Origin of the sequence: Nostoc sp. (assembly GCF_036917755.1) — a bacterium.
Lineage (GTDB): Bacteria > Cyanobacteriota > Cyanobacteriia > Cyanobacteriales > Nostocaceae > Nostoc.
Map to the genome: position 1 here is coordinate 1 of NZ_JBALFC010000023.1, position 12,661 is coordinate 12,661.

Annotated in this window: 13 protein-coding genes and 2 pseudogenes; 3 read left to right on the forward strand and 12 right to left on the reverse strand. The window is 41.2% G+C overall.

The annotated features are described in order from the left end of the window. Positions 1 to 574: 574 nt before the first annotated feature. From V7L05_RS07775 to V7L05_RS07810, 8 genes are all read right to left on the reverse strand, one after another. Positions 575 to 2,128, reverse strand: a complete 1,554-nt coding sequence (locus V7L05_RS07775) for a mercuric reductase (protein WP_335163375.1) — start codon at positions 2,126 to 2,128, stop codon at positions 575 to 577. A 140-nt stretch (positions 2,129 to 2,268) separates the two neighbouring features. Continuing rightward, positions 2,269 to 3,123, reverse strand: a complete 855-nt coding sequence (locus V7L05_RS07780; RefSeq protein ID WP_335163378.1) for a phthiocerol/phthiodiolone dimycocerosyl transferase family protein — start codon at positions 3,121 to 3,123, stop codon at positions 2,269 to 2,271. A 99-nt stretch (positions 3,124 to 3,222) separates the two neighbouring features. After that, positions 3,223 to 3,990, reverse strand: a complete 768-nt coding sequence (locus V7L05_RS07785) for a TVP38/TMEM64 family protein (RefSeq protein ID WP_335163380.1) — start codon at positions 3,988 to 3,990, stop codon at positions 3,223 to 3,225. Positions 3,991 to 4,235: 245 nt separating this feature from the next. Beyond that, positions 4,236 to 4,448, reverse strand: coding sequence for a hypothetical protein (locus tag V7L05_RS07790; protein ID WP_335163382.1), 213 nt, complete (start codon positions 4,446 to 4,448; stop codon positions 4,236 to 4,238). A 64-nt stretch (positions 4,449 to 4,512) separates the two neighbouring features. Beyond that, the gene (locus tag V7L05_RS07795) at positions 4,513 to 5,223 is read right to left on the reverse strand and encodes a TIGR04283 family arsenosugar biosynthesis glycosyltransferase (RefSeq protein WP_335163384.1); all 711 of its coding nucleotides are present in this window, start codon (positions 5,221 to 5,223) and stop codon (positions 4,513 to 4,515) included. A gap of 320 nt (positions 5,224 to 5,543) precedes the next feature. After that, positions 5,544 to 5,732, reverse strand: a complete 189-nt coding sequence (locus tag V7L05_RS07800; protein ID WP_335163386.1) for a hypothetical protein — start codon at positions 5,730 to 5,732, stop codon at positions 5,544 to 5,546. A gap of 3 nt (positions 5,733 to 5,735) precedes the next feature. After that, positions 5,736 to 5,891, reverse strand: a complete 156-nt coding sequence (locus V7L05_RS07805) for a hypothetical protein (protein WP_335163388.1) — start codon at positions 5,889 to 5,891, stop codon at positions 5,736 to 5,738. Beyond that, entirely contained in the window at positions 5,888 to 6,169 is a 282-nt protein-coding gene (locus V7L05_RS07810) for a DUF433 domain-containing protein (RefSeq protein WP_335163390.1), read from the reverse strand. Before V7L05_RS07810 ends, V7L05_RS07805 begins: the two co-directional genes overlap by 4 nt. 173 nt (positions 6,170 to 6,342) lie before the next feature. Between V7L05_RS07810 and V7L05_RS07815 the strand changes: the two are divergent. Next, positions 6,343 to 6,915: pseudogene (locus tag V7L05_RS07815) on the forward strand (Uma2 family endonuclease). Positions 6,916 to 6,925: 10 nt separating this feature from the next. On the opposite strand, the gene V7L05_RS07820 reads toward V7L05_RS07815, so the two are convergent. From V7L05_RS07820 to V7L05_RS07830, 3 genes are read right to left on the reverse strand one after another with little or no spacing between them, the layout of a single operon-like run. Beyond that, positions 6,926 to 7,516, reverse strand: a complete 591-nt coding sequence (locus tag V7L05_RS07820; RefSeq protein WP_335163392.1) for a Uma2 family endonuclease — start codon at positions 7,514 to 7,516, stop codon at positions 6,926 to 6,928. 60 nt (positions 7,517 to 7,576) lie between these two features. Further along, on the reverse strand, positions 7,577 to 8,161 hold the full coding sequence (locus V7L05_RS07825) for a DUF2808 domain-containing protein (protein WP_335163394.1): 585 nt from the start codon (positions 8,159 to 8,161) through the stop codon (positions 7,577 to 7,579). 23 nt (positions 8,162 to 8,184) lie between these two features. Further along, on the reverse strand, positions 8,185 to 8,622 hold the full coding sequence (locus V7L05_RS07830; protein WP_292765289.1) for a DoxX family protein: 438 nt from the start codon (positions 8,620 to 8,622) through the stop codon (positions 8,185 to 8,187). Positions 8,623 to 8,944: 322 nt separating this feature from the next. Here V7L05_RS07830 and V7L05_RS07835 point away from each other — a divergent pair, with 322 nt between their 5' ends. Then, the gene (locus tag V7L05_RS07835) at positions 8,945 to 11,119 is read left to right on the forward strand and encodes a DEAD/DEAH box helicase (RefSeq protein ID WP_335163397.1); all 2,175 of its coding nucleotides are present in this window, start codon (positions 8,945 to 8,947) and stop codon (positions 11,117 to 11,119) included. A 177-nt stretch (positions 11,120 to 11,296) separates the two neighbouring features. Here the strand turns inward: V7L05_RS07835 and V7L05_RS07840 are convergent, their stop codons facing one another. After that, positions 11,297 to 12,163, reverse strand: a complete 867-nt coding sequence (locus V7L05_RS07840) for an SMP-30/gluconolactonase/LRE family protein (protein ID WP_335163399.1) — start codon at positions 12,161 to 12,163, stop codon at positions 11,297 to 11,299. 109 nt (positions 12,164 to 12,272) lie between these two features. Between V7L05_RS07840 and V7L05_RS07845 the strand changes: the two are divergent. Continuing rightward, a pseudogene (locus V7L05_RS07845) lies at positions 12,273 to 12,569 on the forward strand (hypothetical protein); the annotation flags it as partial. Positions 12,570 to 12,661: the final 92 nt, after the last annotated feature.

Sequence of the window (12,661 nt, forward strand, 5' to 3'; positions counted from 1 at the left end):
TAGACTTTTTCTTGCCAAGTTTTTGCACCATTATTTCGCTACAAGGTCAAGATTACAGGATTTTCACTCTTCTCTAGTAAGTTTTGCCACGCTAGCAAATAACTACTGGACAGGATGGTAATCTGTACTACGCAAACTTGAGCGCAGGCGAGATCGATCGCTTTCGACCTGTTTAGGAACAGAATTCAGGAGTCAGAATTCAGTTGGATATTCTGTACCAATACGCTTGGGTTAAGGCTTAACTCTTTGTCAAAGTCAATTTTTTTAACGTAGACGCGAAGCGGCTTCCCGCAGGGTACCGCGAACGCGAGTGCGTCTCCCCTTGGGAGAAGGACGCGAACGCGAGTGCGTCTCCAAGAGTTGGACGCAAAGGAAGAGAAGAAAGAGAAGGAAGAAATGCTTAACTGAACTGTATTGTATTCTGTACGACTAGGGGATAGCGGAGCCTCTTCTCTATGAGCGGCTGCGCTATTAGTGGGGGATTCAGACCCGCCACTGATAGCGCAGTTGTAGCGAGTATTCGAGCGTCGCGTCAAGATTGCAGAATTCAGAATTCTGAATTCTGCATTCTTCTTCAAGATAACTTTGTTAGAAATCCCAACAATTTTTTGGTATTTGATGTCAGGAGTGTACGACGATAAGCATCAGCTGCTTTTTTAATCGCTTCAGCTTGAGTGGGATAAGGATGAATTACACTGCTTAACTTACTCAAACCGATCTGATTCACCATTGCCGTAGTCACAACTGATATCATCTCACCCGCGTGACTGGCAACAATAGTTGCACCGATAATTTCATCAGACCCTTTTTTATGGTGGATTTTGAGAAATCCTGACTCTTCACCATCAGCGATCGCTCGGTCTACACTATTAAAAGGTATCTTGATTGTCGTCACCTCAATACCCAATTTCTGTGCCTCCTGTTCATACAACCCGACATGGGCAATTTCTGGGTCAGTATAAGTTACCCAGGGCATCACCAGACTACTGAGTTTGGAGCGTCCTAAGCCAAAGGGAGCAAACAGCGTATTTTTAATTACAATCCGCGCTGCGGCATCAGCAGCATGGGTAAACTTCCAATTCATACAGATATCGCCAGCTGCATAAATTTTGGGATTGCTTGTCTGGAGATAATCATTTACCTTTACACCTTGGCGCTTGTCGTATTCTACACCCACCGCTTCTAAATTTAAACCTTCCACATTCGGCGATCGCCCCGCACCGACTAAAATTTCATCTACTGTCACCGAATCTCGATGACCATTGGAGGAAAAGTAAAGCCGTTTTCCCTCGGTGACAGTTACCACTTCTTCTAATTTAGAATTCAACACCACGCGAATTCCTTCGCTAATCAAAACCTTTTGGAGAATTTCAGCCGCCTGGGCGTCTTCTTTATTCAGAAGATGAGAACCGCTATGGAAAAGTACCACCTCACAACCCAAGCGCCCGAAAGCTTGCGCCAATTCGCAACCAATGGGGCCGCCACCAATCACCGCTAAATGTTCCGGTCGTTGAATCAGCGAAAAAACCGTCTCATTAGTTAGATAACCCGCCTTTTCAATTCCCGGAATCGGGGGTTGTGCAGCTCTAGCACCAGTAGCAATTACAGCTTTTTTAAACCGGAGAGTTTTGTCGCCAACTTCCACAGTATTTTTACTCGCAAATCGACCGCTACCCAAAAAGACATCGACACCTAACGATGAGAAGCGTTCAGCCGAGTCGTTATGGCTGATATCAGCCCTTACCCGCCGCATCCTGGCCATGACTTTGGGAAAATCAACATCAATATTATGATGTTGGGGAATATTAACTCCTAAGTCTTGAGCATCCCAAATTTCGCCAACGACGCGGGCAGACCGAATAATAGTTTTAGATGGTACGCAACCAACATTTAAGCAATCTCCACCCATGAGATGCTTTTCAATTAACGCCACTTTCAAACCCAAATCCAGACCCGCCGCACCCGCCGCCACCACTAATCCCGCCGTACCAGCCCCAATTACTACCAAGTCGTAAATATCGGCGGGTTGAGGATTAACCCAATTTGGTGGATGGACGTAAGACACCAACTTTTGGTTATACTCATCCATTGGGCGAACTGTAACTCTCTCTAAATCTGAATTAGTCATTGGCGAAACCTCTTTTAAGAATTGAAAATACTAAAGTCAACATAAATTTGGAGACTGGTGTCCTTTATTTTGAATGATTGTTTAATAAGAATTACATCTTTGCACTGTTTTATCGGTTTGAGAATTGACAAATATAGGACTTACGCAAAATATCTCCGAAACTCTACTGGTTTTAGACGTTGACGTAAATTAACAGGTGTTCGGCAGCTCATGCGCGCATCATTAGTTTGACCTGGGCTGATTTTTCTCATCACTGCAAATAGCATCGCTGCACAAAAAGCACCTTGTAGTGTTGTCTTCTCTTGCCTGCAAGTATTTATAAGCTGCTGAGTTAACTTGGCGTCTAGCTGGCTGTGGATAAGACCACAACGGCGTAACTCCATCGAAACACACTTCTCAAAACCCAAGGTTTCAACAGCTAAAGGTTCTGGTTGGGGATACAGTGTCTTTTTCCTCAACCCCTTTGCCGATTTAGGCAATAGCTCTTCGACGGGTGGAAGTGTGGGCAAGCTAATAACTTGAGTTATTGGGTAATTAGAACCAAAGCTCTGGCAATATGTCAATATTTCTGAGTACAGTTGAATGCATGACAACGCATCTGATATAGCGTGATGTACTGTTAGGATTAGATAATTTACACATGATTCATTCATTGGCAGAACGAGTACAGCTCTGAGCAAACCTTTGCTACTGTCAATTTTTTCATTGAGCTCTTCCAAAACGACATCAGTCCACTGTTCATTGTGTAACTTATCTACAATACGCAAAGGAATCAAAGGCATCTCTCCAGTTTGAAAGCGGAGATTATCCAAGGAACCAACAATACAAGAATTAAGCAGAGGGTGACGACACTGTACAAGGTCTAGAGCCTGTCTGACCATTTCTGCATTTAAGGGGCCTTTGATGCGACCAACTGTTACAACTGAGAAACCTCCACCATCACGATTTAAGGTTTCCATAGCTTTCTCTATGTTGCCAAGTTTTCTGTTGTCCATAGCGAATCCTCGGATTCCACACTCACGTTAATTTAGATGCGTTTGCCCTGGGATTTTATCTGCAAACCTCAATTCGTGACAGAGTTCAAAGGATAGAAGCTATAAAACCTCATCTTCTAAAGCTTGCCGGGCAATACGGGTAATATAAATCGTCACAGCGACTGTAGCAATCAAACCCAAAATCCGAATTGCCCATTGCAAAGTCGGGTTGGTAGGTTGAGCCTCAGTACCAATCATGGCCAGATTACCTGCAAGGGAACCAATATAAACGTACATCACAGTTCCGGGAATCATACCTACAGAGCCGATGAAGTAATCTTTAAGTGAAACTCCCGTAATTCCAAAAGCATAGTTGAGCAAATTAAAAGGAAAGATGGGGGACAATCGCGTTAACAGGACAATTTTTAATCCTTCTCTACCAACCGCTTGGTCAATGGCGGCAAATTTTTTATTATTTGCGATTTTACCAGCAACCCAGCCCCTTACTAAATAACGTCCCACAAGGAAAGCAGCAGTAGCGCCAAGGGTTGCACCAATGAACACGTAGAGAGAACCCCAAACTGCACCAAAAATTACACCAGCCCCCAAGGTGAGAATAGAACCTGGGAAAAAAGCGACGGTAGCGATAATGTAAAGGGCAATAAAAGCGATCGCTCCTACTGTACCAAGGCTATCAATCCACTGCAACGCATTCCGTAAAATTGCTTGGGGATTGAAAGAATTTGAATTTGCAGATTCTTGTGCTAAGGCAAAGTCAGTATTTAACAAAAAAGCAAAGCTACTTACTAGTAATATTAATAAAATTAATCTAAAAAACTTCCGTAAGTCTCTAAAATTAAATGGATTTGCTATAAATTGTTTGTTCATAACTTGCACGGGATAAATTTTTGACCTTCTGAGGCTCAATGTTGACCTTCTGAGGCTCAATGTTGACCTTCTGAGGCTCAATGTTGACCTTCTGAGGCTCAATGTTGACATTCTGAGGCTCGACGTTGACATTCTGAGGCTCGACGTTGACATTCTGAGGCTCGATGTTGACCTTCCGAGGCTCAATGTTGACCTTCCGAGGCTCAATGTTGACCTTCCGAGGCTCAATGTTGACCTTCCGAGGCTCAATGTTGACCTTCCGAGGCTCGATGTTGACCTTCCGAGGCTCGATGTTGACCTTCCGAGGCTCGATGTTGACCTTCTGAGGCTCGATGTTGATATTTACACCTTAAATTTAATATCTCTAAGATATAGTACCTATAGGGACTGACAACAAATAAATTATCCAATCTTGTGGGGTGGGCGACACGAGAGCCTTTAGCTAGGGGCGCAGTCAAGATGCCCACCCCACAAGAAGTAGCTGAGTATTTTTTTATTTGTCAGTCCGATATCAGAAATAGCTTAAACCCTCTTAAATTTTTCTCGGCGATACCAGCGACAAATTCGCTTAGGTGAAATACCGAGTAAATAAGCAATAATGACTATTTGATTAAGTAGCGTAGTTTTGAATACTCCTTTTTGTAACCATCTACGGGCTGAGGTAACAACTGGTGTGGAAATAATTACAATGTGTCCGATGCGTTTTAAACGACGTATGAGTTCAAAGTCTTCCATGATAGGCAATTCAGGAAAACCGCCGATTTGCTGAAATACTGCCTTTGTTAAAAAAATTGCTTGGTCGCCATAGGGCATTTGGCAAAAATGCGATCGCGCATTTACTCCCCACTCCACCCATCGTAAACTTAAAAGTGATGCATCAATCCGCAAGTTAAACGCACCAGCCACAATCCCCGGCTGTTGTAGCACCGTGCGAATCATCTCATCAAACCCAGTCGGTAAACGGCTATCTGCATGGAGAAATAATAGAATATCACCGCTAGCAGCTACAGCACCAGCATTCATTTGAACAGCCCGACCGGGAGACGATGAGATAACTTTAATATCTAATGACTGAGCAATTTCTAATGTGCCATCTTTTGACCCAGCATCTACGATAATTACTTCTATATTTATACTGGGTTGAGTAGTTGCGATTGCTTCTTTGATATTCCCCGCTTCATTAAGAGTTGGAATAATAATAGAAATTCTGGCACTTCCAATATTCTGATTCATAATTGCTGAATTTACTGGTCTAAAACTACTGAGTTTTATAAGAAGAATTCAGAACTCAGGAGTCAGAATTCAGAATTGAATTCTGTACGACTGGGTAATGAATATTGGTTTAAAGCCTTGCCCGCAAGTGGCGCGAAAAAAATTAAAATATTCTCGGCTTAAAACTCTATTCCTTTATGGGTAGAGTATTCTGAATTCTGAATTCTGTATTCTGACTCCTGTTTTATTTTCAACCTTGTTAGGGAATGAACACTCTACTGTTACTTTCAGATTGCTCTCAGCCGTGCCTTTGTTTCCTCACCGCAAACAGATTATATTCTTTAGATATAACGAAGCTGATTTTTCATCTCATCAACAGTGACTTGATTCAGAATTATTAGTAATCTTTGCAGAATTTCCTGGGGTGGACGACGAAAAGCTAATATAATCCCAGAATGCTCTTGACTCGCTACAAAATAAGCTTGTGCCAAAATTTCAAAATCTACGTGGTTATGAGTTAATAACGTCATACCTCAACTGACTGCATAAGCTAGCTGTTCTTCATCAGTTTTCCCTAACTGACCCGCTTTTTGTGCAGTGGTTGCTTCAAAGTTTCTAGCCTTAACCAAATCTGCTAATATTACGTTAACATCCTCATCCAAATAGAGGCTAATAAAAATTTGGCTCATAGGTCTTGAAGCAACGGGTCAATTAGCTCATCTGGAATTCGGTTACGCTCAATATAACTGTTGATTTCATTTTGGTGATCAAGATAGTAACTCAAAGTATCAAACACTTGAGCTAAAGTAATATGTGGTAAGCCTTGGGGAATTTCTTCCGGTGCAACTCCCATGCGCCAAGTTTCCACAATTGCTCTCACAGGTGTGCGTGTTCCACGAATAATCGGTTCACCACCCAGAATTGCATCATCCCTAACTATGTAAATATGCTCTGTAGCTTGAACCATAACTAAATCTCTATTCAATTAAAGAATATTGTACTAGTACAACATGGCGTAAATCCAGCTACCATCTCAATTAATTAACTAGACAACGGGCTTAAGCCCTTGTAAAAAGTAGGCAAACCTCTGCCACAGTAATACTACAACACGGCAGAAATTACTATTTCAATATAATTACTATGACAGCGATCGCCATTAACTTAAACCCGATCATCGAACTTACTGACAACCAATTTTATCAGTTGTGTAGGGAAAACCCGGAAATCAAATTTGAACGCAATGCAGCCGGAGAACTTCTAATCATGCCACCGACAGGCGGAGAAACTGGAAATCGTAATTTTGAAATTTCTGTTGAGTTTGGAATTTGGAATCGTCAAACTCAACTAGGAGTTTGCTTTGATTCTTACACCTGCTTTAAACTTCCTAATGGTGCAAATCGTTCTCCTGATGTTGCTTGGATTAGACAAGAGCGATGGGATGCACTCACACCTAAACAAAAAGAAAAGTTCCCTCCAATTGCTCCAGATTTTGTTTTAGAGTTAATGTCACCAAGCGATACTTTGAGAGAAACGCAAGATAAAATGCAGGAATATATCGATAACTGAGTTAAATTAGGTTGGTTAATTAATCCCAAAATGCGTCAGGTAGAAATCTATCATCTTGGGAAACCAATAGAAATATTAGCATCTCCACAAGAATTATCAGGAGAAGATGTTTTACCAGGGTTTATTTTAAATTTGCAAATAATCTGAGGATAAGTATTTATTGATTTCGGATCACTTGCTCAAATTGAATAATAGCATCGTACTGGTCAGGCATTGCAATATAACGCAGCAGTAAAGCGGGGTCTAAATTTGGAAAAAACCCACTCCGGTTTACTTCTTCATCCTCGCCACTCTCACCAAAACGGAATATTTTTATTTGATTAGATTTCCAAAACCAAACTTCCGGCACTTTTTTGGGCTTGTATAACTCCTTCCTGTTAATGCTTCCACTGGTGACGATAATTTCAATAACAATATCAGGAACTTCCCTTTCTGTCCCAATACTGTAAGACTCATCTGGTGTACCAGAAGCATACCCAGGTTCTTCTAGAGTGAAACCACCACGTCTATAAAACCGGATGCCCAACTTTTTCATGTAAGCTTCTAGTAGCAACCCAACAGTACTTTTCACTTTTTCATGTTTATCTCCAATGGGCGACATAATTTCTAAGATTCCTGACAAATAAGACAGTCTGACATTGCGGTTGTCTTGAAGTTGTGCCTCAATCCCTTTGAATTGCTCCCAAGAAACATCCTTGAGAGTTACCAGTTTCTCTTCTGTAGGCTGGTCTACAAGTGGGATGCTCATAAAAAACACTTTCCTTATACGCGCACTAATTCTATTTTTTCGATATTGACGTAATGCACCCTATGGAAACCAGCTTCCCCTATTGCTGTAGAACTGAAACCGTCCAAAGCCCAGAAATTGGCCGTGGGATTTCTCACCCACCGGGAACGCTGTGACACCTAATAAGTAGACACCAGAAAAGCTGGGATTACTCACAGGGCGGAGGGCGATTGTAATTGTCTGTCCCGGAGTTACAGGCGGGTCAAAGTTCACAGAAATCGTGCGTGTCTCGCGCTCGTTTGTGACTGACCCTAGTGGAAGTTGCGTTTCCTTGCGTAGGCGTAGCCCGCCGTAGGCATCGCTCGTTCCGACAAAAGCGCGGGTATCATTAAGATTGTAGTCAATGTTTTCTACTCCCTCCTTTTGTGCGATCGTTACCTTCTGAAGGGATTCTCCAGCATTCTCCGGCACGTTAATAGTAAAATAATAAGTCCCGCCCCAAACATTTACATCTTTGTAAGTAGTTGTCGCTTTAACAAGTTTCGGCGGTTCGACAAAGTAGACAGTACCATCTCTGAGTTGCACTGCTTGAGTAACCGTCACAGCAACTCCTGCAATACTTATTGCTAACGAGAGTGTTATCCCAAATAAAGTTGCAACGCGCATGATTCAGATATAAAAAAACGCACTCATTTCAATTTTAGTCCTTTGGGAATCAGTGACTTGGGAATGATAGAAGCTTGTTTTTCCCAATCAGAAGATTTCGTGTACCACCAAGCCCAAGCAATTAAAACTGCTTGAAAGGGAAGTCTAACTACGTGTACCCAAGGCGAGTTTGGTATATGTTCTAGCTGAATATGATTAACCGCCATGTTGATATTGGCAGGGAAAACCGCAATAAAAAGAGCAATAAGTCCCCAAGCAGCAGCTTGACTTACAGGCGGGACTAATAAGCCGATGCCACCCAAAATTTCATAAAAACCACTGAGATAAACTAATCCTAAAGGATAGGGAAGTTGCGGTGGCATAATTTTGACATAGGGTTCTGGAATAACAAAGTGTGTCACTCCAACCACAATGATGGATATAGCAAGGACGACACGTAAAATTTCCTTATACTTATTCATGGTTTTGCCTGATTATATACTTGTCCCGATTACTTCAGTTTGATTTATAAATATTAATCTGCCTTGAGTCAATAGGAGGAAAAATCGACAATATTTTCCAAAATACCAGAATGTTCGCGTCGCTTATAGCGTTTTCTAATCTAGTCAGGTACAGCTTCACCTCACCCCGATAAAGCTGTGCTTTCTCTCCCCTCTCCTTACTAAGGAGAGGGGTTGGGGGTGAGGTTTTGATATTATTTCAACTTTATTAGTGTAATAAATAATCAGTAATAATTTAGTAGTAAATTCATTATCTGTTACTTACTAATTACCCATAAAAAACATGAGCGATGCCTTTAGCCGACTTGCACCCTTCATCCAAGAATATATTTATCATCACCAGTGGACTGAATTACGACCAGTTCAAATTGCCGCTTGTCAAGTTATATTTGACACTGATGCTCACTTGCTAGTTACTGCTGCAACTGCTGCGGGTAAAACAGAAGCAGCCTTTCTGCCAGTTTTGACTCTATTACATACTAACCCGGCTGCAACTATCGGGGCATTATATATTAGTCCAATCAAAGCTTTAATTAATGATCAATTTGAGCGCCTCAACGACTTACTCAAAGAAGCAGATATTCCAGTTTGGCACTGGCACGGTGATGTTTCTCAAACTCGAAAAAACAAGCTTTTAAAGAATCCTCAAGGCATTCTCCAAATTACACCGGAATCTCTAGAAAGTTTATTAATTAACAAAAATAACGACCTACTTCGCTTATTTGGTGATTTAAGATTTGTGATCATTGATGAAATTCACGCCTTTATGGGTTCAGAACGCGGTTGTCAAATTATTTGCCAATTACAACGTTTAGCAAAGTTGACCCAAAAACAACCACGCCGTATTGGTTTATCAGCAACTCTTGGTGATTACTCAACAGCTGAAGAGTGGTTGCGTTCTGGAACAGCGAAGCCAGTGATTACACCGCAAATTGACGAGATAAAACGCCAAATAAAACTAGCTGTAGAACATTTTTATATTACTGATGAAGTAGATGAATCAGAGGCAACAGCTGATGAACAATACATTTTCAACCTCAGCAAATCTCGCAAATGCCTGATATTTGCTAACAATCGGACGCGTACCGAATCTGTAATAGCATCATTACGAAAAATTGCCACCGAACAAGGACTACCAGATATATATCATGTGCATCATGGTAGTATATCTGCTAGCTTGCGGCAAGCAGCTGAAAATGCGATGCGTGAACCCAACAATCCAGCTGTTACCGCCGCCACTCTGACTTTAGAATTAGGCATAGATATCGGTCATTTAGAGCGAGTTATTCAGTTAGAATCGCCCTTATCTGTAGCTAGCTTTTTACAGCGATTGGGACGTAGTGGCAGACGAGGTGAAGCTGCCGATATGCGCTTTATCTGTGCCGAAGATAAACCATTACCAGAAGCTTCTCTACCAGAGCAAATACCCTGGCAACTTTTGCAATCTATCGCTATTATTCAACTTTATTTAGAGGAGAAATGGATTGAAGCAATCAGACCAATTAAATATCCTTTGAGTTTGCTTTATCACCAAACAATGAGTATTTTAACAGCAACGGGGGAAATTTCACCTAATGCACTAGCTAAACAAATTTTTAGTCTGCCGCCCTTTGCTGCTATTTCTAAAGAAGATTTTCAACTATTGCTACGCTATTTAATTGATATTGGTCATATTCAGCATACTGAGCAAGGTAAACTAATCTTGGGTTTGGCAGGAGAAAAGATTGTGAGAAAATTTCAGTTTTATGCTGTCTTTGCTGAACAACAAGAATATATTGTGAAGCAAGGTACAACGGAAATTGGCAGTATCGTCACACCGCCTGCTGTTGGCAATCAATTTGCTTTAGCTGGAAGAACTTGGGAAGTTGTAGAAGTTGACTTTAAAAAGAAGGCTATTTTTGTTAAACAAGCCGAGGGTAAAGCTAGTATTTATTGGCGTGGTGGTAGTGGTACTATCCATACCAAAGTTTTGCAAAGAATGCAGCAAGTTTTATTTGAGAATGTCGAGTATAGTTACTTGCAAAAAAATGCTTTGCAACGTTTACATAAAGTTCGCCAATTGGTGCAGCAGGTTGGATTAGATAAACAAAATATCTTGCAATTGGAAAAAGGTAAATGCTGCATCTTTCCCTGGATGGGTACGGTTGCTTATCGAACCTTAGAAAGATTACTCAACTCCTACTGTCGAGAATCGTTGGAAATTACAAGTATTGGCGGAGTAAATCCCTATTATTTAACAATTAAATTAGGCAAGGATAAATTAAAATATCTTTATCGTGAAATTGCTTCATTATGTGAGCAAAGAATTAGCCCAGAAGATTTAGTCAGTACTTCAGAAGCACCAGAAATTCAAAAGTATGATCAATTTATTCCTCATCCACTTTTACGAAAAGCTTTTGCTAGTGATTATTTAGATATGAGAGAACTAAAACAGCAAGTGGCACTGTGGAGAGGATAAATAATAGCACAATGGTTTAATTACCTGAAAATTGCTATAACTCCTAAAAATTATAAGGGATTTCCAAGAAATAAATTATCCAAATAAACGAACCACAGAGATGCAGAGAACACAGAGAGAGGAGAAATAGAGAGGGTTTTTGCGTCAGTTTTGGGATATTTTTTTATTTGGAAGTCCCTAAGTAGATAATCCAGTAACATCAGTTTGGAGAGCAAACAAATCACCAGAGTAGAAACTTTTTTCGATCTCTGATTGGCTGAGTCCAACTGAAGCAGTGGTAATGTAAAGTGTTTGCAAATCCTCGCCCCCAAAAGTACAGCTAGTTGGCAATTGTACTGGTAGCTTTATCCGCAGTATCTCTTCACCCTTGGCGTTGAAACGAATCACACACCATCCATCCCACATAGCTGACCAGATATGTCCTTCACTGTCTATTGTCAACCCATCTGGATAGAATGATTCATTAGTTAAATCAACAAAAATACGGCGATTACTAATATTTCCTGTTACTGAATTAAAGTCGTAAGCGTATATTTTTTTATGGGGGGAATCTGTCAAGTAAAACGTCTTTTCGTCAGGACTCCACCCCAGACCATTAGAGATAGTTAATCCTATTTCTATGATATGCAATGAATTGTCAGGGTCATAGCGATAGAGGCTAGCCTGGGGTTTTTCTAAAGAACACATTGAGCCAAACCAAAAGCGTCCTTGAGAGTCGCATTTGCCATCATTAAGACGGTTATCTGACAGATTTCCTTCAATCTCCAAAATGGGGGTAACTTCACCTGTCTGGGTGTTGAGAAATGCTAGGTGATGACGCAGCGCCATAATTAATCTACCTGCACCTGCTGTTGCGATCGCACCTACAACATCTCCCACATCAAAAAAGCAGTTTTTCCCCGTAGCAGGATGAAACTGATGCACCCGATGGTTATAAATATCGATCCAGTACAGTAGGTTTTGGTTAGAGTCCCAGATAGGGCTTTCGCCTAAACGTGCACGGGCTTGTAGAACATTGTGAAGTGGATATTGCAACTCGTTCATTTTATCAACCAACAACACCATTTACAGAAAGTACTTTCAGTGGACTTGACTTTCGCCAAACCTTTGCCCTGATCCGTTAACTTAAAGTTAGTCGGTCAAGATTCTCCTTATGTACCAAACAGACCCGCCTCTCTCCCCCAAAGAAGTCCTACCTACAATGTATGATCTTCCCAGTGAATGCCCGGAGGACTCTGGTTTGCCTGACGAATTTCACCTTTTTCAACCCCAACTTCTGCGCGAAACATTCTATCCACCTAACTATCCAGCAGAGGAGGTTTTTGTTGCCACCGACTTAAATCTTTACTATGACCTCCGGCATACACTGTGGTATAAACGCCCGGACTGGTTTGCTGCCGTGGGAGTTTCGCGTCTCTATGAACAGCAAAACTTGCGTCTGAGTTATGTTAAGCTGTTCCACATTTAACTTGCTATAACAGCATTACCTTTGTTTTTGACTTTGCGATGCCATTTAATAATTAATTCGCCTTGATTTAGCAA

Coding starts and splice junctions, on each gene's coding strand:
- V7L05_RS07775 (WP_335163375.1), bottom strand. CDS start 2,128: ATGACTAATTCAGATTTAGAGAGAGTTACAGTTCGCCCAATGGATGAG.
- V7L05_RS07780 (WP_335163378.1), bottom strand. CDS start 3,123: ATGGACAACAGAAAACTTGGCAACATAGAGAAAGCTATGGAAACCTTA.
- V7L05_RS07785 (WP_335163380.1), bottom strand. CDS start 3,990: ATGAACAAACAATTTATAGCAAATCCATTTAATTTTAGAGACTTACGG.
- V7L05_RS07795 (WP_335163384.1), bottom strand. CDS start 5,223: ATGAATCAGAATATTGGAAGTGCCAGAATTTCTATTATTATTCCAACT.
- V7L05_RS07800 (WP_335163386.1), bottom strand. CDS start 5,732: ATGACGTTATTAACTCATAACCACGTAGATTTTGAAATTTTGGCACAA.
- V7L05_RS07805 (WP_335163388.1), bottom strand. CDS start 5,891: ATGAGCCAAATTTTTATTAGCCTCTATTTGGATGAGGATGTTAACGTA.
- V7L05_RS07810 (WP_335163390.1), bottom strand. CDS start 6,169: ATGGTTCAAGCTACAGAGCATATTTACATAGTTAGGGATGATGCAATT.
- V7L05_RS07820 (WP_335163392.1), bottom strand. CDS start 7,516: ATGAGCATCCCACTTGTAGACCAGCCTACAGAAGAGAAACTGGTAACT.
- V7L05_RS07825 (WP_335163394.1), bottom strand. CDS start 8,161: ATGCGCGTTGCAACTTTATTTGGGATAACACTCTCGTTAGCAATAAGT.
- V7L05_RS07830 (WP_292765289.1), bottom strand. CDS start 8,622: ATGAATAAGTATAAGGAAATTTTACGTGTCGTCCTTGCTATATCCATC.
- V7L05_RS07835 (WP_335163397.1), top strand. CDS start 8,945: ATGAGCGATGCCTTTAGCCGACTTGCACCCTTCATCCAAGAATATATT.
- V7L05_RS07840 (WP_335163399.1), bottom strand. CDS start 12,163: ATGAACGAGTTGCAATATCCACTTCACAATGTTCTACAAGCCCGTGCA.